Genomic DNA, 22,981 nt, shown 5'->3' on the forward strand with positions numbered 1-22,981 from the left:
CGTCCGGTACCCCCCGCGGACTGGAACGGAAGGCCGTCGCCGCGTGAACGCATCAGCTCCCAGGGAACCCCTCGACGCGAGGGACCGCCCCGCCCGACTCACCGTCGGCGTCGTCGGCGCGGGCCGGGTCGGCCCCGCCCTCGCCGCCTCGCTCCAGCTCGCCGGGCACCGCCCGGTCGCCGTCTCCGGCGTCTCCGACGCCTCCCGCCGCCGCGCCGCCGAGCTGCTGCCCGGCGTGCCCGTCGTGGAGCCCGCCGAGGTGCTGGCCCGCGCCGAGCTGGTGCTGCTGACCGTCCCCGACGACGTGCTGCCCACGCTGGTCGAGGGACTGGCCCGGACCGGTGCGGTACGGCCGGGCCAACTGCTCGTCCACACCTCCGGGCGGTACGGGGCGAAGGTGCTGGACCCCGCGCTGCGGGCCGGGGCCCTGCCGCTCGCGCTGCACCCCGCGATGACGTTCACCGGCGCGGCCCTCGACGTCCAGCGGCTCGCGGGCTGCTCCTTCGGCGTCACCGCCCCCGAGGAGCTGCGGCTCGCCGCCGAGGCGCTGGTCATCGAGATGGGCGGCGAGCCCGAATGGATCGCCGAGGAGTCCCGCCCGCTCTACCACGCGGCCCTCGCGCTCGGCGCGAACCACCTGGTCACCCTGGTCGCCCAGTCGATGGAGCTGCTGGCCGAGGCCGGGGTCGCCGCCCCGGACCGGATGCTCGGCCCGCTGCTCGGCGCGGCCCTGGACAACGCCCTGCGCTCCGGCGACGCCGCGCTGACCGGCCCGGTCGCGCGCGGGGACGCCGGCACGGTCGCCGCCCACATCGCCGAGCTGCGCGCCCACGCCCCGCAGGCGGTGGCCGGGTATCTCGCGATGGCCCGCGCCACCGCCGACCGGGCCCTCGCCCACGGCCTGCTCAAGGCGGAGCTGGCCGAGGACCTGCTCGTGGTCCTGGCCGACCGGGAGGGCCGCCCCGGCGCCCCCGGACCGGAGGAGCCCCGGTGACCGCGACCGCGCGCGGCAGCCGCGCCGAAGGCCCCCGTCCCGCCCTCCTGCGCACCGCCGCCGAGCTGGACGCGCTGGTCCGCCCCGCCGGGGCCGAGCGCGCCGTCGTCATGACGATGGGCGCCCTCCACGAGGGCCACGCCGCCCTGATCCGCGCCGCGCGTGCCGCCGCGGGCCCGGACGGCCAGGTCGTGGCCACCGTCTTCGTGAACCCGCTCCAGTTCGGCGAGGCGGCCGACCTCGACCGCTACCCGCGCACCCTGGACGCCGACCTGGAGGTCGCCGCCGCCGCGGGGGCCGACGCGGTCTTCGCCCCCGGCGTGGACGAGGTCTACCCCGGCGGCGAGCCCCAGGTCCGCGTCACGGCGGGCCCCATGGGCGAACGCCTGGAGGGAGCGGCCCGCCCCGGCCACTTCGACGGGATGCTCACCGTCGTCGCCAAGCTCCTCCACCTCACCCGCCCCGACGAGGCGTTCTACGGGCAGAAGGACGCCCAGCAGCTCGCCCTCATCCGGCGCATGGTCCGCGACCTGGACTTCCCCGTCCGGATCACCGCCGTCCCCACCGTCCGGGACCCCGACGGCCTCGCGCTCTCCAGCCGCAACCGGTTCCTCTCCCCGCCCGAGCGGAGCGCCGCGCTCGCCCTGCCGCGCGCCCTGTTCGCCGCCGAGCGGGCCCTGCGCGAGCGGACCGGGGCCACCGCCCCCGCCGCCGCCGTCCGGGCCGCCGCCCGAGCGGCGCTGGACGAGGCGGCCGCGCGGGACGGGCAGCCGATCGCCCTGGACTACCTGGCCCTGGTGGACCCGGCCGACTTCACCGAGGTCCCCGACGACCGGGCAAGCGGCGAGGCGGTCCTCGCCGTCGCGGCGCGGGTCGGCGCGACCCGCCTCATCGACAACATCCCCCTCACCCTCGGAGCCCTCTCGTGACCGGAACACGGCTCGCCGCCCCCGCCCCCGGCTGGGCCATCGACGCGGACGTCGTGGTGGTCGGCTCCGGCGTCGCCGGGCTCACCACCGCGCTGCGGTGCGCGGCGGCCGGCCTGGACACCGTCGTCGTCACCAAGGCCCGCCTCGACGACGGCTCGACCCGCTGGGCCCAGGGCGGCATAGCCGCCGCCCTCGGCGAGGGCGACACCCCCGAGCAGCACCTCGACGACACCCTCGTCGCGGGCGCGGGCCTCTGCGACGAGGAGGCCGTGCGCGTCCTGGTCACCGAGGGCCCCGACGCCGTACGCCGCCTGATCGGCGCGGGCGCGCACTTCGACACCACGGACAGCGGCGACATCGCGCTGACCCGCGAGGGCGGCCACCACCGCCGCCGCATCGCCCACGCGGGCGGCGACGCCACCGGCGCGGAGATATCCCGCGCCCTGGTGGAGGCGGTCCGCGCGGCCGCCCTGCACACCATCGAGAACGCGCTGGTCCTGGACCTGCTGACGGACGCCGAAGGCCGTACGGCAGGGGTCTCGCTGCACGTCATGGGCGAGGGCCGGCACGACGGCGTCGGCGCGGTCCGCGCCCCGTCCGTCGTCCTGGCCACCGGCGGCATGGGCCAGGTCTTCTCCGCCACCACCAACCCCCCCGTCTCCACCGGGGACGGCGTGGCGCTCGCGCTGCGGGCCGGGGCGGAAGTCTCCGACCTGGAGTTCGTCCAGTTCCACCCCACCGTCCTCTTCCTCGGCGCGGACGCCGAGGGCCAGCAGCCCCTGGTCTCCGAGGCGGTGCGCGGCGAGGGGGCCCACCTCGTCGACGGCGACGGCGTCCGCTTCATGACCGGGCAGCACGAGCTGGCCGAGCTGGCCCCCCGCGACATCGTCGCCAAGGCGATCACCCGCCGGATGCACGAGCGGGGCGCCGAGCACATGTACCTGGACGCCCGGCACTTCGGCGCGCGGATGTGGGAGGAGCGCTTCCCCACCATCCTCGCCGCCTGCCGCGCCCACGGCATCGACCCGGTCACCGCGCCGATCCCGGTCGCCCCGGCCGCGCACTACGCCTCCGGCGGCGTCCGCACCGACCTGCGCGGCCGCACCACCGTCCCCGGCCTGTACGCCTGCGGCGAGGTCGCCTGCACCGGGGTCCACGGGGCCAACCGGCTGGCGTCCAACTCCCTCCTGGAGGGCCTGGTCTTCGCCGAGCGCATCGCCGCCGACATCGCCGCGACCCGCCCGCCCCGCACCGTCCCGGCCCCCGGCCGGGACGGCGAGCCGGTCCCGCTGGTCGCCCCCGAGGCCCGTGCGGCGATCCAGCGCGTCATGACGCGGGGCGCCGGGGTCCTGCGCTCCGCCGGCAGCCTGGCCGCCGCCGCCGAGGAGCTGGCGGCCCTGCACCGCGGCGCGGCCGCCGACGCGGACGGGCCCAAGGCCGTCGTCCCCGGCGTCGAGGCGTGGGAGGCGGCCAACCTCCTCCTGGTCTCCCGCGTCCTGGTCGCCGCCGCCGGGCAGCGCGAGGAGACCCGCGGCTGCCACTGGCGCGAGGACCGGCCCGACCGCGACGACGAGCACGGCCGCCGCCACCTGATCGTCCGTATCGGAGCCGACGGCGCCCCGGCCGTCCACCGCACGCGGACCGCCGCGTTCCCGCCCGTGCGCCCGGCGGATTGAGCACACTGCTGGGAGGCGGGCGCACCGCCCGCCGCCCGCCGCACGCCGTGGGACCCGCACGACCCGCACCACCCGCCGACGCCCCCGAGGAGCCGCAACCGTGAGCACGCCCGAAGAGAATCCGCGCCCCACCCCCGTGGACGTACCGCTGATCCGGGTCGGCGCGCCCGCACCGGTGGAAGAGGGCTGCGGCGACGACTGCGGCTGCGGCGACGGCTTCGACCCCGACGCCCTGGAGTGCGGCCTCGACCCCGCGCTCGCCCTGCTGCTGGCCGAGGCGGGCCTGGACCCGGTCCAGGTCGAGGACGTCGCCCACGTGGCGATCGAGGAGGACCTCGACGGCGGGGTGGACGTCACCTCCGTGGCCACCGTCCCCGAGGACGCCGTGGCCACCGGCGACTTCACCGCCCGCGAGGCGGGCGTGGTGGCCGGGCTGCGGGTCGCCGAGGCGGTCCTGTCGATCGTCTGCACCGAGGAGTTCGAGGTCGAGCGGCACGTCGAGGACGGCGACCGGGTCTCCCCCGGCCAGAAGCTGCTGACCGTCACCACCCGCACCCGCGACCTGCTGACCGGCGAGCGCAGCGCGCTGAACCTGCTGTGCCGCCTCTCCGGCATCGCCACCGCCACCCGTGCCTGGGCGGACGCGCTGGAGGGCACCGGGGCGCGGGTCCGCGACACCCGCAAGACGACGGCGGGGCTGCGCGCGCTGGAGAAGTACGCGGTGCGCTGCGGCGGCGGCGTCAACCACCGGATGTCGCTCTCCGACGCCGCGCTGGTCAAGGACAACCACGTGATCGCGGCGGGCGGTGTCGCGGAGGCGTTCAAGCGGGTCCGCGAGGAGTTCCCCGAGCTGCCCGTCGAGGTGGAGGTCGACACGCTGGAGCAGGTCCGCGAGGTGCTGGACGCGGGCGCCGACCTGATCCTGCTGGACAACCTCACCCCCGCCGAGACGGCCGAGGCGGTCGCCCTCGTCGACGGCCGGGCGGTCCTGGAGTCCTCCGGCCGCCTCACCCTGGACACGGCGCGCGCCTACGCGGACGCGGGCGTCGACTACCTCGCCGTCGGGGCGCTCACCCACTCCTCGCCGATCCTGGACATCGGCCTGGACTTCCGGGACGACGCCGCCGCGGAGGCCGAGGTCTGATGCTCCTGACCATCGACGTCGGCAACACCCACACCGTCCTCGGCCTCTTCGACGGCGAGGAGATCGTGGAGCACTGGCGCATCTCCACCGACGCCCGCCGCACGGCCGACGAGCTGGCGGTCCTGCTCCAGGGCCTGATGGGGATGCACCCGCTGCTCGGCATGGAGCTGGGCGACGGCATCGAGGGCATCGCGATCTGCGCCACCGTCCCCTCCGTCCTGCACGAGCTGCGCGAGGTCACCCGCCGCTACTACGGCGACGTCCCCGCCGTCCTGGTGGAGCCCGGCGTCAAGACGGGCGTGCCGATCCTGATGGACAACCCCAAGGAGGTCGGCGCGGACCGCATCGTCAACGCGGTCGCCGCCGTCGAGCTGTACGGGGGCCCGGCGATCGTCGTCGACTTCGGCACCGCCACCACCTTCGACGCCGTCTCCCCGCGCGGGGAGTACACCGGCGGGGTCATCGCCCCCGGCATCGAGATCTCCGTCGAGGCGCTCGGCGTCAAGGGCGCCCAGCTCCGCAAGATCGAGCTGGCCCGGCCGCGCAGCGTGATCGGCAAGAACACCGTCGAGGCCATGCAGTCCGGCATCGTCTACGGCTTCGCCGGGCAGGTCGACGGGGTGGTGGCCCGGATGAAGAAGGAGCTGGCCGCCGACCCGGACGACGTCACCGTGATCGCGACGGGCGGCCTTGCTCCGATGGTGTTGGGGGAGTCCTCCGCGATCGACGAGCACGAGCCGTGGCTGACGCTCATCGGCCTGCGCCTGGTCTACGAGCGGAACGCCTCGCGTCGGTGAGGAAGCCCCGGCGCACCTGCGGGGACGGCGGCCGGCACGGCTCCGGCGGCCGCCGCCCCCCGGCGGGCCCGCCGCGCCAACGACGGCCAGTTAAACGGATTTTTCCCCTTTAGCACCTATTGTCGCGCTATGCCCACGCCCTACGGTTCACGAGGCGGCATGGCGTTCAGCGCGGACGAGCTGCGGGTGCTCCGCCGTGCCCTCGCCATCGCCCTCCACCCCACGCCCCTGTCCGACGAGGACGTCCAGGACTGCCTGCGGCTCGCCGGCTCCGTGGACGAGGCGGTCGGCGAGGCCGGCCGGCTCCGCGCGTTCCTCCTCTCCGACCTCGCCCGCTACCGCCAAGCGCTGCCCGGCTCCGCCACCGGCTATGTGGAGCTGCTCCAGGACGCCCTGGCGGCCGGGTACGACCCCCGCCCGGACGACCTCGTCGCGCTGCGGGCCCTGCGCTCCAGGCCGGTCGCCGAGGCGCTCCTGGAGCGCTGCCAGGTGCTCGCGGAGCGCTCGGTGCGGGCGCGGCTCGCCGGCCGCTCCGCCGCGCTCACCACCCCCGGCCCGCGCGGCCGGCTGCTCGCCCTGCCGGGCGGCCGGTGCGCCGAGCGGGGGCCGGAGCGGCCCTCGGGCCCGCCCGCCCCGAGCCGCCCGCAGGCCCCCGGCGACCGTCCGGCGCCCAAGCCCTCCGAGGTCTTCCCGCCGCGCCGCCGCCCCGCCCCGCCCCCGTCCGAGGAGCGGGCGGCCGGCTGACGCGGGGCCCGCGGCCCCCGCGCCCGGAGCGGCGGCCTCCACCGGGAGGTCGCCGCTCCGGGCCGCCCGGTGCTCGCTACTCTGGACGCCATGGACTACGTATCCGCGCTCGTTCCCCCCGTGGTGATGGCCGTCTTCTTCATCGCCCTGATCGTGATCATCGTCAAGAGCCAGGGCGGCCCGAACAAGGCCAAGGAGGACGGCGTCGTGGACGCGGCGATGGCCCGGGCGGAGGCCGCGAAGCAGACCGCTCGTCCGGAGAATTCCTGACCGCGCGAGCGGACCGCGCCCACCGCGCGCCCCCGAAGCGCACCCCCTGAGCGCACGACCCCCGAGGGCCGTGCGCTCTTTTGTTGTGTAAATACCACGCCATTTGGGACATCTCTGACTAAAGTGATCTCGTGCCCCGTCAATTGGGAGACCTGGAAGACGCCGTGATGACCCGCGTCTGGCAATGGAACCGGCCGGTCACGGTGCGGGAAGTCCTGGAGGACCTCCAGCGGGAACGGTCCATCGCCTACACGACCGTGATGACGGTAATGGACAATCTCCATCAGAAGGGCTGGGTGCGCAGGGAAGTCGACGGCCGGGCCTATCGATATACGGCCGTCTCCACCAGGGCCGCCTACTCGGCCGCACTGATGAACGAAGCCTGGTCGCGCAGCGACAACCCCGCCGCCGCACTCGTCGCGTTCTTCGGGATGATGTCCGCCGAGCAGCGCGAAGCACTCCAGGACGCCGTGCGCATGGTTTCCCCCGATCTCGTCGGCGACGCGCGGGGCGAGAGGGACAAGGCCCCGGACAACCCCGCGGAACCGACCGCTACGGACGCCGGCGGCGGGGGTCCGGCCGATGCGGGGGAGCCGGAGAGCGGGCGATAGCGTCGGGGCATGTCCTCAGAGCAGCCGCAAAGCGAGCGGGATACCGAACTCCATACCGACCCGTCGGTAAATAAGCCGACCATCACCGTCCGACGTGCCAGGACGAGTGATGTCGCGTCCGTGCGCCGACTCCTCGACGGCTACGTCTCCGGGGGCATCCTGCTCGACAAAGCGACCGTCACCCTTTACGAGGACATCCAGGAGTTCTGGGTCGCGGAACGCGACGAGGACGCGCGCGTGATCGGCTGCGGCGCGCTCCACGTCATGTGGGAAGACCTCGCGGAAGTGCGGACCCTCGCCGTCGACCCCGCCGTCCGGGGGGCCGGGGTGGGCCACCGGCTCCTGGACAGGCTCCTGCGGACCGCGCGCCGGCTCGGCGTCCGCAGGGTTTTCTGCCTCACCTTCGAAGTGGACTTCTTCGCCAAGCACGGCTTCGTCGAGATCGGAGAGACGCCGGTCGACACCGATGTCTACAGTGAGCTGCTGCGTTCCTACGACGAGGGCGTCGCGGAGTTCCTGGGTCTCGAACGGGTGAAGCCGAACACCTTGGGCAACAGCCGGATGCTTCTGCACCTGTGATCGGCAGAAGGACCTGCAACCCTATGTCCGAATCGCGTACGTTTCCCGTCTCCCCGGTCCGCTGAACCTCTCCCGAGGGTTTGTGTTTTCCGGGGAAAAGCGGTTTCCTTTCCGCGTACTCCATTTTCGATGAAAGGAAATCCCCGTGGCACAGAAGGTTCAGGTCCTTCTTGTCGATGACCTCGACGGCGTCGAGGCCGATGAGACCGTCACGTTCGCCCTTGACGGCAAGACGTACGAGATCGACCTCACCACGGCCAACGCGGAGAAGCTTCGCGGCCTTCTCGAGCCCTACACCAAGGGCGGGCGCCGCACCGGCGGCCGCGCCGCCGCGAGCCGCGGCAAGGGCCGCGCCGTGTCCGGCGGCAACAAGGACACCGCGGAAATCCGCCGGTGGGCGCGGGAGAACGGCCACAACGTGAATGACCGGGGCCGCGTTCCCGCGGAGATCCGCGAGGCCTACGAGAAGGCCAACGGCTGATCTGCCGCACCCACCGCCGGCAGCCCGGCGCGGGCGCGCGCCAACCGGACCCGATGGCATTCGGTCGCCGCGGCGTCCACCAGGCGTACGAGATCGGGGGCATCCCCGCCCCTGCCCCCGAAGCCCGTGATGGCCGGCAGCGCCGGCTCGGGAGCACGCCCCGGCTCCGGGGGCCGCAGCCACGCGGCGGCCCCCCGCGTGCCCACCGCCGTACCGGGAAGGGGCGGAGCCGCGACGCGGCCCCCCGCGCCCACGGCGGTCAGGTCCAACGCGATCGGGCCCCACTCCAGCCAGTCGAGCAGCCCCGGCAGCTCATCGGCGCCGCCCGCGGCGACCAGCAGCCCCATCCGCGCACCGGACAGCAGCACCGGCCCGGTCCGCACCCCGCGCTCCAGCACGGCGCGGCCCGCCTCCGCGGGCAGCTCCAGCACGTCGAAGCGGACCCCGGTGAGCAGCCGCAGTGGATTCCGCCCCGCGGTGAGCCAGTCCAGCTCCCGCGCGTACCACCGTGCCAGAGCGGCCTCGGCCGTCTCTTCGGCGGCGTCGGACGGGGAACGGGGCGGCGGGACCGTGGGCGTCATGTCCGATGAAACGCCGAACCGCCTCCGGGGTTACGCGGCGTCCCCAGGCGCTCACGCTGGGTCCCGGTCGCGGGGGCGCGCGGGAGCGGTGGGCGGCGCAAGGGTGTTCGCCCGTAGCGGAGGGAACCGGGGCGCGCCGCATGGACTGTCAGTGATTACGGGTAAGACTTTCCTCGTGGGAAGGGGCGGCGCGCGGGTCCGAGGGCCCTCACGTTCGCCATCGGCGTACTGGCGAAAGGGGTAACTGCCTGGCCTGCGGGAACATCGTCTCGCACCATCGGGTTGGAGCAGTTGCAGGCTGTTCGGCAGTAAGAGTCCCCGCGGGTGCGGGGGTGATCCGGGATGTCGGCAGTTGGAATGAGCTGTCCCGTCCTACGGGACTAGCATGCGGAAGGACTGGGAGGGGACCGACCCCTCACTGACCGACCGCTCTGAGGAGCGATTAACGATGTTCGAGAGGTTCACCGACCGCGCGCGGCGGGTTGTCGTCCTGGCTCAGGAAGAAGCCCGGATGCTCAACCACAACTACATCGGCACCGAGCACATCCTCCTGGGGCTGATCCACGAGGGTGAGGGTGTCGCCGCTAAGGCCCTGGAGAGCCTCGGGATTTCGCTCGAGGCGGTCCGCCAGCAGGTGGAGGAGATCATCGGGCAGGGCCAGCAGGCCCCGTCCGGGCACATCCCCTTCACCCCGCGAGCCAAGAAGGTCCTGGAGCTGTCGCTCCGCGAGGCTCTTCAACTGGGCCACAACTACATCGGCACCGAGCACATCCTGCTCGGCCTGATCCGCGAGGGCGAGGGCGTCGCCGCCCAGGTCCTCGTGAAGCTGGGAGCCGACCTGAACCGGGTCCGGCAGCAGGTCATCCAGCTTCTTTCCGGGTACTCGGGCGGCAAGGAGGCGGCCACCGCCGGCGGCCCCGCCGAGGGCACGCCCTCCACCTCCCTGGTGCTCGACCAGTTCGGCCGGAACCTCACCCAGGCCGCTCGTGAGTCCAAGCTCGACCCGGTCATCGGGCGCGAGAAGGAGATCGAGCGGGTCATGCAGGTGCTGTCCCGCCGCACCAAGAACAACCCGGTCCTCATCGGCGAGCCCGGCGTCGGCAAGACGGCGGTCGTCGAGGGCCTGGCGCAGGCCATCGTCAAGGGCGAGGTGCCCGAGACCCTCAAGGACAAGCACCTCTACACCCTGGACCTCGGCGCGCTGGTCGCCGGCTCCCGGTACCGCGGTGACTTCGAGGAGCGCCTAAAGAAGGTCCTCAAGGAGATCCGCACCCGCGGCGACATCATCCTGTTCATCGACGAGCTGCACACGCTCGTGGGTGCGGGCGCCGCCGAGGGCGCCATCGACGCGGCTTCGATCCTGAAGCCCATGCTGGCGCGCGGCGAGCTCCAGACCATCGGCGCCACCACGCTCGACGAGTACCGCAAGCACCTGGAGAAGGACGCGGCCCTCGAGCGCCGCTTCCAGCCCATCCAGGTCGCGGAGCCGTCGCTGCCGCACACCATCGAGATCCTCAAGGGTCTGCGCGACCGCTACGAGGCCCACCACCGGGTCTCCATCACGGACGAGGCGCTGGTCCAGGCCGCCACCCTGGCCGACCGGTACATCTCGGACCGCTTCCTGCCGGACAAGGCGATCGACCTGATCGACGAGGCCGGTTCCCGGATGCGCATCCGCCGGATGACCGCGCCGCCGGACCTCCGCGAGTTCGACGAGAAGATCGCCGGAGTCCGCCGCGACAAGGAGTCGGCCATCGACTCCCAGGACTTCGAGAAGGCGGCCTCCCTCCGCGACAAGGAGAAGCAGCTCCTCGCGGCGAAGGCCAAGCGGGAGAAGGAGTGGAAGGCCGGCGACATGGACGTCGTCGCCGAGGTCGACGGCGAGCTGATCGCCGAAGTCCTGGCCACGGCCACCGGCATCCCGGTCTTCAAGCTGACGGAGGAGGAGTCCTCGCGCCTGCTGCGCATGGAGGACGAGCTCCACAAGCGCGTCATCGGGCAGAAGGACGCCATCAAGGCCCTCTCGCAGGCGATCCGCCGTACGCGGGCCGGTCTGAAGGACCCCAAGCGCCCCGGCGGCTCGTTCATCTTCGCCGGCCCGTCCGGCGTCGGTAAGACCGAGCTGTCCAAGACGCTCGCCGAATTCCTCTTCGGCGACGAGGACGCGCTGATCTCCCTCGACATGTCGGAGTTCAGCGAGAAGCACACGGTCTCGCGCCTCTTCGGTTCGCCCCCCGGTTACGTGGGCTACGAAGAGGGCGGCCAGCTCACCGAGAAGGTGCGCCGCAAGCCGTTCTCCGTCGTCCTCTTCGACGAGGTCGAGAAGGCCCACCCCGATATCTTCAATTCCCTGCTCCAGATTCTGGAGGACGGTCGCCTGACCGACTCCCAGGGCCGGGTCGTGGACTTCAAGAACACGGTCATCATCATGACGACCAACCTCGGGACGCGGGACATCTCCAAGGGCTTCAACCTGGGCTTCGCCGCCCAGGGCGACGTCAAGACGAACTACGAGCGGATGAAGATCAAGGTCAACGAGGAGCTGAAGCAGCACTTCCGGCCCGAGTTCCTCAACCGTGTCGACGACACGGTGGTCTTCCACCAGCTCACCGAGGAAGACATCATCCAGATCGTCGACCTCATGCTCGCCAAGGTCGACGAGCGCCTCAAGGACCGCGACATGGGCATCGAGCTGAGCTCCGAGGCCAAGTCGCTCCTGGCGAAGAAGGGCTACGACCCCGTGATGGGCGCCCGGCCGCTGCGCCGGACGATCCAGCGCGAGATCGAGGACATCCTCTCGGAGAAGATCCTCTTCGGCGAGCTGCGCCCCGGCCACATCGTGGTCGTCGGCGTCGAGGGCGAGGGCGACGAGAAGAAGTTCACCTTCCGCGGCGAGGAGAAGTCGGCGCTGCCCGACGTCCCGCCGATCGAGCAGGCGGCCGGCGGCACCGGCCCGAACCTGTCGAAGGAGGCGTAAGGCCCCAGGGCCCGAGCCCGCACCGAGGGGCTGCCCCGGAACCGGTATCCGTACCGGTCTCCGGGGCAGCCCCTTTTCCGTGGGCCCAACGGCCCTGTTCGCCGGGCCCGCCACTGAGTGCCGAGCGGGCCCTGAGCGGTCAGTAGGGGAGGGTGAGCCGGTCGGCCAGCTCCTCCGCCCCGATGAGTCGGCGCTCCCCCAGCCCGGTGACCTGAATCCGCAACCCCGGCCAGGTGTGCAGCGGCGTGAGGTCCAGAGCGCTCCGCGCCGAGGCGTCCAGGGTGAGTCGCGTGAGGCCGGGGAAGAGCGCGGCCAGCATCCCCAGATCCCCGCCGTGGTGCGGGGCCGGTACGGACAGCTCCTCCACCGTGGGGGCTGACACCCCGCGGGTCGGCCGGTGCGACCAGGGGAACACGTCAAGGCCGAGGTGGACGAGGCGGGGGTGCTCGCGGAGCGCGGCCAGGGCTTCGTCGAGCGCGCTGACCTCGGAGAGCCGCAGCGCGGTGAGCGACGGCCAGGCGTCGAGCCCGTCCAGCCGGAGCGGACGCCGGCTCATCGCGCGCAGCACGGTGACGCCGGGGTGGGCGGGGATCTCGCTCAACCGGTCCACCGGCAGGTGCAGAAGGCCGAGGGAGGAGAGGCCGGATGGTAGGCCCGCCAGCGGGGCCAGGTCCTCGGGTCGTAGGTGGGACGTATGCAGACGCAGGCAGTCGAGGTGGGGGAGGCCGGTGAGCGGCGACAGATCCCGGATCGCGGGGCATCTCTCGACCGTCAGTAACGAGAGGGAGCCGGCGAGGGAGCCGAGCCAGGAGAGCTGGGTGAGCCGTGCGTTGTCCAGGAGGGAGAGGGCAGTGACACCGCTGCCTTCCAGCGCCGCGGCGACCTCCGCTTCGGGCAGGTCCGTGCGCAGCGCCAGGGCGCGCATGGAGGGAAGGTGCCGTAACGCCCTCAGCCGCCGGCGGTCGCTCACCCGCAAGAACCTCGGCGATGGGCCGCAGAGAGCCAGCACGTCAGTGGCGTACTCCTCGGGCGGAAAGCGGTTCCACGCCTTCATGAAGCAGTCGCCCAGTCGGGGATGGGCCAGGAGCCATGCTCGGGCGCGGGGGAGGGCGGGGGCTCCCCCGACCTCCGTGATGAGGTCCGCCGCCTCCTCGAGCCACGGCTCCTCGCCGGACAGGTCTGCCGGGTCGGGCAGGAACTCCAGCGCGGCCGGTCCCAGCCGGGCCAGGGAGACGACCTGGTCGCCGTCGGTCGGTGGGAACAGCGCCGCCGTGCTCGCCCGGACCCGCGCCCGCACCGCGCGGTCCAGCCAGGTCGCGTGCTGCGCGCACAGGGCGGCCAGGACGTGCAGGGCGGCACGGGCGGTCGTGCCGGCCGCGTGGTGCAGCCCCGCGGTCAGCAACCCGCCGACCAGTACGGCGAGTTCGCGCCGCCCGCAGTGGCCCGCCGCCAGCAGCACCACGTCCTGCCAGGACTCCTCGCCCGCGTGCCGCAGCAGCTCGCCCAGGTGCTCGTCCTCGACCAACTCCTTGGCGGCCAGGTAGTCCTGGAAGGTCCGGTGGACGAACTGGTAGGTGTCGTCGCCGTGTTCCCGCAGCAGCCCGCTGCGGTTGAGCAGATGGGCGAGGACCCTCTCGGGCGGCCCCTGGGCGCTCACCCGCTCCATCCCCGCCAGCGCCCTCCCGAGCTGGCGCAGGGCCTGGTCGCGGGTGAACTCCGACTGGCCCTCGCGGACCAGCCAGACGGCGATGCGCTGGAGGAGTTGGGCGTGCTCCTCGACGTCCAGCGCGATGCCCTCGGGGTCCCCGATCCGGCGGCGCCGGTCGCGGTGGCCGAGGAGCATCTCCAGAGCCGAGCGGTAGAGCTGCCAGCGGGTCTCGGGGAGGAAGCCGTCGCGGCGGCGGTGCAGCGCGCAGATCACCGCGCAGAGCAGGGGCGTACGGGCGAGGTCGCGGAGGGTGGCGTTCTGGTCGAACTGGCGGGCGAGGTCGCGCTCCAGCTCGTCCAGCCGCTCGCCGTCCTCGCCGTCGGAGAGCCGGGCCGCCCGGTGCCAGGAGGAGACGAAGGCCTGGATGTCCTCGTTCCGCATGGGCAGCAGCCGCAGCTCCTCGAACCCCTCCGAGCGCAGCCAGTCCGGCTCCACGGCGAGCGGCCGCACGGTCACGACGCACCGGGTGTCCGGGTAGCGGCCCAGCAGCCGGGAGAGCCAGTCGTGCGCCTGCTCGCGGTCCTCGGGCGGCACCTCGTCCAACCCGTCGACCAGCAGCAGGGCCCGGCCGGCGGCCAGGACCCGGCCCGCCCACCCCTCCGGGGCCGCGTCGACGACCAGCCCCGCCGCCCCGGACAGCTCCGCCGGGCCGGGGAACGCGCCGCCGCGGGCCCGCAGGGTGCGCAGGGGCACGACGAACGGGACCAGGCCGTCCAGCGGGGCCAGCGCGTCGCCCAGGGTGCGGGCCGAGGCGTGCGCGGCCAGCCACCACAGCAGGGTCGTCTTGCCCGCGCCCGCCTCGCCGCGCAGCAGGACCCGCGGGCGGTCGCCGAGCAGGGCGTCGACGCGCTGGGGGAGCGGCGGGGCGGGGGCGGGCGCCCCGGCCCCCCGGTCCTGCGGCTGGGCCTCCAGGCTGAGGTAGGCGGTGTCCAGGTCCCACTCGGAGTCGTGCCGGCTCAGCTCGTCCAGGCCGAAGATCTTCGTACGCCGGTACGCGACGCCGAGGGCCCGCGCGTACTCGGCGTCGTAGTGCAGGTCCCTCGGGAAGCTGCCCTGGACGCGTTCGTGGCGCAGGGCGACGCCGGTCCGCTCGAAGACCAGGCGGAAGGGGGGCGCGGCGAGGACCGGGCCGAGCGGGACGCACTCCACCCGGCGGCCGTCGCGCTGACGGGGGACCTGCCGGGCGACGCCCAGCAGGACGTCCCCCATGAACACGGGCCCGCCGGAGAGCCCGGACAGCGCGGCGGCCTCCCCGTCCGGGCGGGCGGGGGGCGGGCCGTCCAGGTCGCAGACGAGCAGGTCGCGCACCCGGCCCGCCATCGGCAGGACCGTGGCGGTGTACTGGTCGGCCTCCAGCCGCTGGTCGGGGCCGTGGCGCTGGACGCGCGGGAAGCCGGTGATCTCGCAGCCGGGGATGGCCTGGCGGGTGTCCACCACGCCGAACCGCACGGGCGCGACGGGGCGCACCGGTTCGGCCGCCTGGAGGAGGGCCACGTCCAGGTCGTAGTCGATCCAGGCGACCGTGGCCGGGGTGCGGTCCCGGCTGCCGGGGTGGGCCACGTGGTTGTCGCCGCTCCTGACCACGTGGGCGCAGGTCAGGACCAGGACGTCGGTCAGCAGGACGCCGCTGCCCTGGAGGGCGCCGGAGACGGCCACGGTGCGGTCGGCGGGGTGGTCGGGCGCCGGGGCCGGTGCGCTCACGGGCGTACGGGCTCGTCCCCGAACCCCGCCGTGGAACCGTCGTCCGGGGCGCCGATCTCCCACGCCTCGCCCGTCACCGCGTTGCGGGGGCTGAGGGTGAAGGCCACCTTGTGGGTGCGGCCCGTCGCCCGCGACGCGTCCGCACCCGCCTCGACGACCCAGGCCTTCACCTTGCCGCCCGCCTTGGCCTCCCGGCGCAGCTCCAGGGTGAACTCCATCTGGATGTCGCCGACCGCGAAGGCGACGGGGTGGTCCGCGGCCCGCGCCGCCGCCTCGATGAGCTGGTTGCGGACGGACGCGACGGCGTCGGCCAGCTCGATGCCGTCCAGGGCGTGGGTGTTCTCGGCCGTCATGGGGTCCCCCCGGGGGTGCGGTGCGGCTTTCCCGTCAGCGTACTGACGGTGGGGGCCGAAGGTCCCGAAACGGACGGACATCGGTCCCACCGGCGGTGACAAGGCGCACAGCCCGAAACGGGCCTACTACCCGCTCTAGGAGAAAGCGCCCCGGTCGGCCGCGGGACCTTCGGCCCGGCGCGGGCCGGGCCTTCCGCCGCTCCGGGCGATACGGGCGCAACACGCCGCCATGTCCGTGAAAATGCCCCCGGAGCAGCGGGCGAACCTTTCCGCGCGCGCGATCGAGCGCCGCGCACCGGACCGCCGAAAAGGATGAAAGCGGTACATTCCCTGCGCCCTTTCTACGGCTTTTCATCGTAGAAGGGGGGTTTGAGCACCGGCGGGGGTGCGGGTTACCAAGGTGGAGCAAGCCCGGACAGCACGCCGGGTCCACTCACCTTCGGAGGACTTCCCCCGTATGTCGAAGCGCGCAACGAACCAGCTCACCGTCCGCCCGTCCGCCTCCCGTGTCCGCGGCGCCGTCGTGGCCGCCGGCCTCGGTGCGTCGATGGTGCTGGGCGCCGGTGCGGCGATCGCCTCCGGCACCACCGGTGCCGCCGGCTCCGCCACCCTCGCCGACTCGGTCGCCCAGCAGGCGGCCGCGCAGGGCAAGGCCGCCGCCACGGCGAAGAAGGCGTCCGCCGACAAGGCCGCCGACGCCAAGAAGAAGGCCGAGGCCAAGAAGAAGGCGGCGAAGAAGAACGCCGTCTCCTGGAAGGCCCCGGTCAAGAAGTACACCCTGAGCGCCAGCTACGGCACCGGCGGCGCCCGCTGGGCCGCCAAGCACTCCGGCCAGGACTTCGCCGTGCCGGTCGGCACCCCGGTCGAGGCCGCCCACACCGGCACCGTCGTCAAGGCCGGCCCGAACGGCGCCGGCGACGGCCCCGCGTACGGCAACGCCGTCGTGATCAAGCACGCCAACGGCAAGTACTCGCAGTACGCGCACCTGTCGAAGATCAACGTGCACATCGGCCAGTCCGTGAAGACCGGCCAGAAGATCGCCCTGTCCGGCAACACCGGCAACTCCAGCGGCCCGCACCTGCACTTCGAGATCCGCACCACCCCGAACTACGGCTCGGCGCTGAACCCGGCCGCGTACCTGCGCTCGGTGCACGTCTCCATCTGATCCGTCTGACGTACCCGCGCTGACGCGCCGGGGACCGGCGCGCCCAGCACAACCGAAGAGAGTCAGTGGACCCGTCGCACCCCGGTAACCGGGGCGTGCGCCCGGTCACCCGCCGGCGGCGACGCCGAGGAGAGCCCCCGAGGCCCACTCCTCGCGTCGCCGCCGTCGTCGTATCCGCAGGTCGCCGGGCCCGCGGGTCGCCTCAGTCCTGCGGTTGCCGTGCGTCCGCCGCCCGCAGCACCGGGAAGCCGCCGCCGTCGTCGTATCCGCGGGTCGCCGGGCCCGCGGGTCGCCTCAGTCCTGCGGTTGCCGTGCGTCCGCCGCCCGCAGCACCGGGAAGCTCCCCGTCGCCGTCGGCGCGTGCTCCGGCAGCCACAGCACCGCGATCGCCCCGCCCGCGCCCTCCGCCGCGCCCGAGGGGGCCGCGTTGCGGAAGGTGAGCCGGGCCCCCAGCACCCTGGCCTGGCCCGCCGCGATCGTCAGCCCCAGCCCGTGCCCGTGCCCCGCCCGGTCCACGCTGCCGGTGCGGAACCGGCTCGGCCCGTCCCGCAGCAGCTCCTCCGGGAAACCGGGACCGTGGTCGCGGACCCGGACCACCCGGCCCTCGACCGTCACCTCCACCGGGGTCGAGCCGTGCTTGGCGGCGTTGCCGAGCAGGTTCCCGAGGATGCGCTCCAGGCGGCGCGGATCGGTGGAGACCCACGACTCGTGCACCACCCGCACGGTCACGCCGGGGTCCAGCAGCGCGATCCGGCGGCTGACGAACTCGCCCAGCGGCAGCTCCTGGAGCTCCGCCCGCTCCGACGCGCTGTCCAGCCGGGCCACCTCCAGGACGTCCTCGACCAGCGTCCGCATCGCCTGCGCCCGGTCCCGCACCAGCTCGGAGGGGCGGCCCGGCGGCAGCAGCTCCGCCGCGGTGAGCAGCCCGGTGACCGGGGTGCGCAGCTCGTGGGCGATGTCCGCGGTGACCCGGCGCTCCGCCTCGATCCGCTCGTTCAACGCGTCGGTCAGCGCGTCCACCGCCCGCGCCAGCTCGTCGGTCTCGTCCCGTACGACCCCGCCGACGGCGTCCCCCACCCGTACGTCGGTCTGCCCCTGGGCGACCCGGCCCGCCGCGGCCGCCGCCTTGCGCAGCCTGCGCGAGAGCTGGCCGCCGATCAGGACGCCGAGCGCGCAGCCGCCGACGACCACCGAGACCGAGCCGATGATCAGGGCCCGGTCCAGGTCGGCCATGACCGTGGCGGAGCGGTCCGCGAACCGGGTGTGCAGCGAGAGCACGTCCCCGTTGGCCAGCGGGACCGCCGCCCAGACGTCCGGCACCCCGTCCGGGGCCGCCGTCACGTGCGTGGCCCGGCGGTTCCTGCGGACCTCCTCGCGCAGGCTCCGCGGCATCGCCGGGTCGTTGAGCTTGGCGCCGAACTTCGGGCCGCCCTTCTGCATGGCCGTCGCCTCGTAGAACCGCTGGGCGCCCAGCAGCCGCTCCAACTGCACCTCGCGGGCGTTCTCGATCATCGAGACGCGGGCCGCGTTGTGGACCACGAGGCTCAGCGCCACCGCGACGAGCGCGCCGACCGCCGCGATCGCGATGCTGATCTTCCAGCGGACGCCGGTCCGCAGGGCCAACCGCCTCATCCGCGCAACTTGTAGCCGAAGCCGCGGACCGTCTCGATCCGGTCCTGGCCGATCTTGGTGCGCAACCGCTGCACGTGCACGTCCACCACGCGGGTGTCGCCGCCCCAGCCGTAGTCCCAGACCCGCTCCAGGAGCTTGTCGCGGGACAGGACGGTGCCGGGTGCGGACGAGAACTCCAGCAGCAGCCGCATCTCGGTGGGCGTCAGCGCCACCTGCCGCCCGCCGCGCCGCACCTCCATGCCGTCGGTGTCGACCGCCAGGTCGCCGAAGACCAGCACCCCGCCGAGCGCCCCGCCCTCCTCCGGGCCGCCGGCCGCCGACTGCCCGCCGTCCGCCCCGGCCGCGTGGCCGAAACGGCGCAGCACCGCCCGGATGCGGGCCACCAGGACCGCGCCGTCGAACGGCTTGGTGACGTAGTCGTCCGCCCCGGCCTCCAGCCCCAGCACCACGTCGATCGAGTCGGCGCGCGCCGAGAGCATGATCACCGGGACGGTCGACTCGTCGCGGATGCGCCGGCACAGGCTGACCCCGTCCAGGCCCGGCACCATCACGTCGAGCAGGGCGATGTCCGGCCGGTCGGCCCGGAAGGCCTCCAGCCCGGACAGGCCGTCCGGCATCGCGGTGACCATGAAGCCGACCCGCTCCAGGGCGAGCTGGGTGGCCTCGCGGATGACGTCGTCGTCCTCGACGAAGAGGACGTGGGTCTCGGCCATGGACGCTGGTTCTCGCTTTCAGTTCCTGCTCGGACCCGACGGCGCCGGCTCCGCCGGCTCCACCGGTTCCGACTGCACGGGCAGATCGCCGTCGGTGCCCGCGACGGCACGGCTGAAGTCGTTGTGCACCCGGTCGTGCTCGGTGAAGCGGCCGTCGGCCCAACGGTAGGTGACCACCTCCGAGCCGGACGGGTAGGTCAGCGGGTCCTTCGAGCTGTAGATCTGGGTGGTGACCACCAGGTCGCCCCGGTCGATGGTCCCGTAGACGGCGGGGACCTCGACGGTGAAGACGTTGTCGTACGAGCCGCCCGGCCCGGCCCGGTACACGTACGTCCCGATGCCCACCGAGTCGTCGCAGTTCATCACGTTGACCACCACGTCGGCCGCCGGGCCGCCGGTCAGCGACCCGTACGAGGTGTCCACCGGGTACGCGTCGCCGTCGCAGGCCCGCAGCCCGGACCGGACCCGCTCGCTCACCCGGGGGTCGCCCTTGAGCAGCCGCACCGGGTCGACCCGCCTGACGGCCGGCGCGGTGCCGGAGGGCGAGGGGTGCGGGGTGGTCCGGGCGACCGGCTGACTGCCGGCGGGCCCCTCGTCGCGGGTGCCGGTGCCGCCGGTGGAGCAGCCGGCGCAGAACAGCCCGAAGGCGACGAGCCCGGCCAGTGCCGTGCCGCTCGCCGCCCTGCCGCCCCGCGGCCACCGCCGCCGGCCGGATCTCCCGTCGGCGTCCTCGCCGCTTCCCCCGTCGGCCTCGCCGCCGCCGCTGCTGCCTGTCAGGCCGCGCACCGCTCCCGCCCCCGCTCGTCGTGGCGCCCGTTCCGCTGCGCCGGGATGTGTGCCCGCGCCGCCGGGACCGGGGTCCGCTGGGCGGGGATGCGCGCGGAGGCGGACGGCGGCGCCGCGCGGTGGCCCGCGGTCTCGCGGGCCACCGCCTCGCGGCTGTCCAGCTCGCGGCTCTCCAGCTCCTGGCGCAGGCGCGCCAGCGCCCGGTGCAGTGTGCTCTTGACCGTGCCGGCGGACATGCCGAGCGCCGCCGCCGTCTCCTCCGTGCTCATCTGCTCCCAGTGTCGCAGCACGACGACGCTGCGCTGCTTGGGAGCCAGGATGCCCAGGATGTCCATCAGCAGGGCGCGGTCGGCGCGCTGCTCGCTGCCGTCGTCGACGCTCGCGTCGGGAAGCTGCTCGGTGGGCACCTCGTCGAGCTTGCGCGCCCGCCACCACTCGGTACGGGTGTTGATCATGACGCGGCGCAGATAGGCGTCGGCGAGGGACTTGTCGGCGATGCCGTCCCAGCGGCCGTACGTCCGCACCAGCGCGGTCTGGAGCAGGTCCTGCGCGTCCACCGGGTCGGGGACCAGCCGGCGCGCGCTGCGCAGCAGGGCCTCCTGCCGTGTGCGTACGTAGTCCTCGAACGCGAGCACCTCGCCCTGCGCCATGACAACCGCCTCCGTCCCCGTTTCCGACCCCGAGCCGCCGGGGCGCGTGAGTGGGGCGGCCCGGCTGTCGCTGACGCTACGGAGGCGTTGTCACGGCGATGTGCGGGGCAGCCGTACGTGGATGCACGGCTGCCCATCGGTTGTGTAACAGCGCGGCGGGGAGGACGGGTCAGGTCATCGGCAGCCGGTACCGGCCGTCGGCCAGCGGCTCGACCAGCCCGTCCGCGACCAGCCCGTCCAGGGCGCGGGCCCGCTGCACGGGCTCCTCCCACACCGTGTCCAGGACCGCCTGCGCGACCGGGTGCACCGAGTCCCGCAACACCGCCAGCAGCCGCCCGCGCACCTGCCGGTCGGTGCCGGCGTACGCCTGCCCCTTGCGCGCGGGCCCCTGGTGCGCGGGTTTGCCCGCCAGCCGCCAGGCGCACTGCGAGGCGATCGGGCACCGGTCGCAGTCCTCGTTGCGCGCGGTGCACACCAGCGCGCCCAACTCCATCGTGGCCGCCGCCCAGCGCGCCGCGCGCTCGTCCTCGTCGGGGAGCAGCGCGCGGGCGAGCTTGCGCTCGGCGGCCGTGGTGGCGTTCGGCGGGTACTGGATGCCGGACGCGGCGCGGGCGAACACCCGGCGGACGTTCGTGTCGAGCACCGCGTGCCGCTGCCCGTACGCGAACGAGGCCACGGCCGCCGCCGTGTACTCGCCGATGCCGGGCAGCGCCAGCAGTTGCGCGTGCTCGCTCGGCACATCGCCGCCGTGCCGTTCCGTTATCGCCAGCGCCGCCCCGTGCAGCCGCAGCGCGCGGCGCGGGTAGCCGAGCCGGCCCCAGGCGCGGACGGCCTCGCCGGGGGCCTCGGCGGCCAGGTCGGCCGGTCGGGGCCAGCGGGCGAGCCACTGCTCGTACACCGGGAGGACCCGGCTCACCGGGGTCTGCTGCAGCATGAACTCGCTGACCATCACGCCCCAGGCGCCCGCTTCGGGGCGGCGCCAGGGCAGATCGCGGGCGTGCTGCTCGAACCACCCGATGACGGGGGTGTGGAGGGAGGCGGCGGGGGGCGTCTGTGTCGAAGTCATGGCAGTCATCGCACCTGAGATCCTGGCACGGAAGAGGGGACGGTGGTCGCGGGTAGGGGGGTGTCGGCCCGCGCGGCGGCCCAGGAGGCGGCAACGCCACCCGTTCTGTCCCCTGTGCCCCGGTCCCCGAGATGATGATCCGCAAAACTTGTGCGGGGAGCGGCGGGTGGGGCCGGAGACGGCGCGGATCTCTCGTACAGTTTGGGCGTGGGATCTATGCGCAATCCGGTCGGTCCGCTTCCCTCCAGCATCTACTGGCGACGGAGGGCGGTAGCGGCACTTCTGGTTGCGCTGCTCGCCGCTCTGGCCGCCTGGGCGCTCACCTCCGTCGGCGGCGGGGGGAGCAGGAACGACGGCAAGTCCGGCGAGCCCGGACCGGTGAAGTCGATCGAGCCCGGCCCGTCCGGCTCCGGCCCCGCGATCACCCAACAGCCGGGCGGCCGCGAGGAGTCCGGTGCGGACGGCGGCGCCGGCGGATCGGACGCCGGCAACGGCGACACGGCCCCCTCCACCGGCGGCTCGGACGGCGGCGGTTCGTCCGACGGCGCGTCAACCGCCGGTGCGGGCACGGGCGGTGCCGGTGCGAGCGGCGGCGGCACGGCGGCCCGGCGGGTCCCGGCCGGCTCCCCGCTCCCCGAATGCACGCCCGGCGCGCTGCGGTTGAGCCTGCGCACGAAGGTCAGCTTCGGCCCCGAGGACCGGCCCAGGTTCGAACTGGTCGCGGAGAACACCTCGTCCGCCGCCTGCAAGGCCGACCTGGGACCGAAGAGCGTGGTCCTCACGGTCACCGAGGCCGGCGAGGAGAACGAGGCCGTCTGGTCCTCCAAGGACTGCCCCGCCGCACCGGGCCCGGTCTTCCTCCACGTCCCGGCGGGCGCGCGCGTGGTGCACGCGGTGGAGTGGAAGCGGACCCTCTCCACGCCCGGCTGCGCGACCCCGCCGGCCGGCAAGGCCGGACCGGGGACGTACCTCCTGGAGGCGAAGGCCCCCGGCGAGCCGGTCCAGCGGGCCTCGTTCGTCCTCGCCAAGGACTGACCGCCGGGTGCGCCCGGCCGCGCGCCGCGCGCCCCAAGCGCCCGCCCGGCCCTGCGCCGGCGCCCACCGGGCGTACCCGGAAGTGCCCGTGGGGCGCACCTCAAGCGCCCGCTCCGCGCCCCCATAGCGCCTGTTCCGCGCGCCTGGCGCGTGTCACGCCCGTAGCGCCCGCCCGGCCCCGCGGCGCCCGCCCGGCCCCGCGGCGCGCGCCCGCTCCGTGCCGCGCGCTCGGCGCATCAGCCTGTGCCGCGCCCTGCGCGTCCGCCCCGCTCCGCGCCCCCAACACGCGGGAGGGGGGGGGGGGGGGGGGGGGGGGCCCCCCCCCCCCCCCCCCCCACCCCCCCCCCCCCCACCCCCCACCCCCCCCCCCCCCCCCCCAAACCCCCCCC

Annotated in this window: 21 protein-coding genes; 13 read left to right on the forward strand and 8 right to left on the reverse strand. The window is 74.2% G+C overall.

The features are described from left to right. The first annotated feature begins 43 nt into the window (after positions 1-43). From ACZ6EJ_RS16760 to ACZ6EJ_RS16805, 10 genes are all read left to right on the forward strand, one after another. A complete protein-coding gene (locus ACZ6EJ_RS16760; RefSeq protein WP_469267841.1) occupies positions 44-994 on the forward strand; it encodes a Rossmann-like and DUF2520 domain-containing protein in 951 nt (316 codons plus the stop codon). Further along, positions 991-1,923, forward strand: coding sequence for a pantoate--beta-alanine ligase (gene panC, locus ACZ6EJ_RS16765; RefSeq protein WP_469267842.1), 933 nt, complete (start codon positions 991-993; stop codon positions 1,921-1,923). Before ACZ6EJ_RS16760 ends, panC begins: the two co-directional genes overlap by 4 nt. Further along, positions 1,920-3,599 (forward strand): L-aspartate oxidase, encoded by a 1,680-nt coding sequence (locus tag ACZ6EJ_RS16770; protein ID WP_469267843.1) that lies wholly within the window; start codon positions 1,920-1,922, stop codon positions 3,597-3,599. Before panC ends, ACZ6EJ_RS16770 begins: the two co-directional genes overlap by 4 nt. Positions 3,600-3,699: 100 nt before the next feature. Next, positions 3,700-4,743 carry a carboxylating nicotinate-nucleotide diphosphorylase gene (gene nadC / locus ACZ6EJ_RS16775; protein ID WP_469267844.1) on the forward strand — a complete coding sequence of 348 codons (1,044 nt, stop codon included), beginning with the start codon at positions 3,700-3,702 and terminating at the stop codon, positions 4,741-4,743. Next, a complete protein-coding gene (locus tag ACZ6EJ_RS16780; protein ID WP_469267845.1) occupies positions 4,743-5,540 on the forward strand; it encodes a type III pantothenate kinase in 798 nt (265 codons plus the stop codon). The genes nadC and ACZ6EJ_RS16780 overlap by 1 nt, the downstream gene beginning before the upstream one ends. 159 nt (positions 5,541-5,699) lie before the next feature. Continuing rightward, positions 5,700-6,284 carry a hypothetical protein gene (locus tag ACZ6EJ_RS16785; protein ID WP_469267861.1) on the forward strand — a complete coding sequence of 195 codons (585 nt, stop codon included), beginning with the start codon at positions 5,700-5,702 and terminating at the stop codon, positions 6,282-6,284. A 90-nt stretch (positions 6,285-6,374) separates the two neighbouring features. Beyond that, positions 6,375-6,554 carry a hypothetical protein gene (locus tag ACZ6EJ_RS16790; protein WP_469267846.1) on the forward strand — a complete coding sequence of 60 codons (180 nt, stop codon included), beginning with the start codon at positions 6,375-6,377 and terminating at the stop codon, positions 6,552-6,554. A 167-nt stretch (positions 6,555-6,721) separates the two neighbouring features. Continuing rightward, the gene (locus tag ACZ6EJ_RS16795; RefSeq protein WP_469267862.1) at positions 6,722-7,165 is read left to right on the forward strand and encodes a BlaI/MecI/CopY family transcriptional regulator; all 444 of its coding nucleotides are present in this window, start codon (positions 6,722-6,724) and stop codon (positions 7,163-7,165) included. Positions 7,166-7,174: 9 nt separating this feature from the next. Continuing rightward, positions 7,175-7,744 carry an amino-acid N-acetyltransferase gene (locus tag ACZ6EJ_RS16800; protein ID WP_469267847.1) on the forward strand — a complete coding sequence of 190 codons (570 nt, stop codon included), beginning with the start codon at positions 7,175-7,177 and terminating at the stop codon, positions 7,742-7,744. 145 nt (positions 7,745-7,889) lie between these two features. Further along, a complete protein-coding gene (locus tag ACZ6EJ_RS16805) occupies positions 7,890-8,225 on the forward strand; it encodes a histone-like nucleoid-structuring protein Lsr2 (protein ID WP_469267848.1) in 336 nt (111 codons plus the stop codon). Here the strand turns inward: ACZ6EJ_RS16805 and ACZ6EJ_RS16810 are convergent. Next, positions 8,204-8,806 carry an SCO3374 family protein gene (locus tag ACZ6EJ_RS16810; protein WP_469267849.1) on the reverse strand — a complete coding sequence of 201 codons (603 nt, stop codon included), beginning with the start codon at positions 8,804-8,806 and terminating at the stop codon, positions 8,204-8,206. The two genes, ACZ6EJ_RS16805 and ACZ6EJ_RS16810, sit on opposite strands and share 22 nt — an antisense overlap. Positions 8,807-9,254: 448 nt before the next feature. Between ACZ6EJ_RS16810 and ACZ6EJ_RS16815 the strand changes: the two genes are divergently transcribed. After that, on the forward strand, positions 9,255-11,783 hold the full coding sequence (locus ACZ6EJ_RS16815; RefSeq protein ID WP_469267850.1) for an ATP-dependent Clp protease ATP-binding subunit: 2,529 nt from the start codon (positions 9,255-9,257) through the stop codon (positions 11,781-11,783). Positions 11,784-11,922: 139 nt separating this feature from the next. Here the strand turns inward: ACZ6EJ_RS16815 and ACZ6EJ_RS16820 are convergent, their stop codons facing one another. Continuing rightward, positions 11,923-15,192 carry an NACHT domain-containing protein gene (locus tag ACZ6EJ_RS16820; protein ID WP_469267851.1) on the reverse strand — a complete coding sequence of 1,090 codons (3,270 nt, stop codon included), beginning with the start codon at positions 15,190-15,192 and terminating at the stop codon, positions 11,923-11,925. Next, a complete protein-coding gene (locus ACZ6EJ_RS16825) occupies positions 15,189-15,545 on the reverse strand; it encodes a trypco2 family protein (protein WP_469267852.1) in 357 nt (118 codons plus the stop codon). The genes ACZ6EJ_RS16820 and ACZ6EJ_RS16825 overlap by 4 nt, the downstream gene beginning before the upstream one ends. Before the next feature lie 457 nt (positions 15,546-16,002). Between ACZ6EJ_RS16825 and ACZ6EJ_RS16830 the strand changes: the two genes are divergently transcribed. Beyond that, entirely contained in the window at positions 16,003-16,710 is a 708-nt protein-coding gene (locus ACZ6EJ_RS16830; RefSeq protein ID WP_469267853.1) for a M23 family metallopeptidase, read from the forward strand. Between the two features lie 294 nt (positions 16,711-17,004). On the opposite strand, the gene cseC is transcribed toward ACZ6EJ_RS16830, so the two are convergent. The 5 genes from cseC to ACZ6EJ_RS16855 form a co-directional block, all read right to left on the reverse strand. Then, positions 17,005-18,342 (reverse strand): two-component system sensor histidine kinase CseC, encoded by a 1,338-nt coding sequence (gene cseC / locus ACZ6EJ_RS16835; protein ID WP_469267854.1) that lies wholly within the window; start codon positions 18,340-18,342, stop codon positions 17,005-17,007. Then, the gene (gene cseB / locus ACZ6EJ_RS16840; protein ID WP_469267855.1) at positions 18,339-19,055 is read right to left on the reverse strand and encodes a two-component system response regulator CseB; all 717 of its coding nucleotides are present in this window, start codon (positions 19,053-19,055) and stop codon (positions 18,339-18,341) included. Before cseB ends, cseC begins: the two co-directional genes overlap by 4 nt. An 18-nt stretch (positions 19,056-19,073) precedes the next feature. After that, complete coding sequence (locus ACZ6EJ_RS16845; protein ID WP_469267856.1) at positions 19,074-19,841, reverse strand: hypothetical protein; 768 nt, start codon at positions 19,839-19,841, stop codon at positions 19,074-19,076. Next, positions 19,829-20,491, reverse strand: a complete 663-nt coding sequence (locus ACZ6EJ_RS16850; RefSeq protein ID WP_469267857.1) for a SigE family RNA polymerase sigma factor — start codon at positions 20,489-20,491, stop codon at positions 19,829-19,831. Before ACZ6EJ_RS16850 ends, ACZ6EJ_RS16845 begins: the two co-directional genes overlap by 13 nt. 169 nt (positions 20,492-20,660) lie before the next feature. Further along, positions 20,661-21,566, reverse strand: coding sequence for an HhH-GPD family protein (locus ACZ6EJ_RS16855; RefSeq protein WP_469267858.1), 906 nt, complete (start codon positions 21,564-21,566; stop codon positions 20,661-20,663). A gap of 207 nt (positions 21,567-21,773) precedes the next feature. Here ACZ6EJ_RS16855 and ACZ6EJ_RS16860 point away from each other — a divergent pair, with 207 nt between their 5' ends. Then, positions 21,774-22,592, forward strand: coding sequence for a hypothetical protein (locus ACZ6EJ_RS16860; protein ID WP_469267863.1), 819 nt, complete (start codon positions 21,774-21,776; stop codon positions 22,590-22,592). Positions 22,593-22,981 lie beyond the last annotated feature (389 nt).

The sequence above is a fragment of the Streptomyces sp. NPDC041970 genome, assembly GCF_055588985.1.

Excerpts from the sequence above, each read along its gene's own strand:
- ACZ6EJ_RS16780 (WP_469267845.1), top strand. The coding sequence starts at position 4,743 with ATGCTCCTGACCATCGACGTCGGCAACACCCACACCGTCCTCGGCCTC.
- ACZ6EJ_RS16785 (WP_469267861.1), top strand. The coding sequence starts at position 5,700 with ATGGCGTTCAGCGCGGACGAGCTGCGGGTGCTCCGCCGTGCCCTCGCC.
- ACZ6EJ_RS16790 (WP_469267846.1), top strand. The coding sequence starts at position 6,375 with ATGGACTACGTATCCGCGCTCGTTCCCCCCGTGGTGATGGCCGTCTTC.
- ACZ6EJ_RS16795 (WP_469267862.1), top strand. The coding sequence starts at position 6,722 with ATGACCCGCGTCTGGCAATGGAACCGGCCGGTCACGGTGCGGGAAGTC.
- ACZ6EJ_RS16800 (WP_469267847.1), top strand. The coding sequence starts at position 7,175 with ATGTCCTCAGAGCAGCCGCAAAGCGAGCGGGATACCGAACTCCATACC.
- ACZ6EJ_RS16810 (WP_469267849.1), bottom strand. The coding sequence starts at position 8,806 with ATGACGCCCACGGTCCCGCCGCCCCGTTCCCCGTCCGACGCCGCCGAA.
- ACZ6EJ_RS16815 (WP_469267850.1), top strand. The coding sequence starts at position 9,255 with ATGTTCGAGAGGTTCACCGACCGCGCGCGGCGGGTTGTCGTCCTGGCT.
- ACZ6EJ_RS16825 (WP_469267852.1), bottom strand. The coding sequence starts at position 15,545 with ATGACGGCCGAGAACACCCACGCCCTGGACGGCATCGAGCTGGCCGAC.
- ACZ6EJ_RS16830 (WP_469267853.1), top strand. The coding sequence starts at position 16,003 with ATGTCGAAGCGCGCAACGAACCAGCTCACCGTCCGCCCGTCCGCCTCC.
- cseC (WP_469267854.1), bottom strand. The coding sequence starts at position 18,342 with ATGAGGCGGTTGGCCCTGCGGACCGGCGTCCGCTGGAAGATCAGCATC.
- cseB (WP_469267855.1), bottom strand. The coding sequence starts at position 19,055 with ATGGCCGAGACCCACGTCCTCTTCGTCGAGGACGACGACGTCATCCGC.
- ACZ6EJ_RS16850 (WP_469267857.1), bottom strand. The coding sequence starts at position 20,491 with ATGGCGCAGGGCGAGGTGCTCGCGTTCGAGGACTACGTACGCACACGG.
- ACZ6EJ_RS16855 (WP_469267858.1), bottom strand. The coding sequence starts at position 21,566 with ATGACTGCCATGACTTCGACACAGACGCCCCCCGCCGCCTCCCTCCAC.
- ACZ6EJ_RS16860 (WP_469267863.1), top strand. The coding sequence starts at position 21,774 with ATGCGCAATCCGGTCGGTCCGCTTCCCTCCAGCATCTACTGGCGACGG.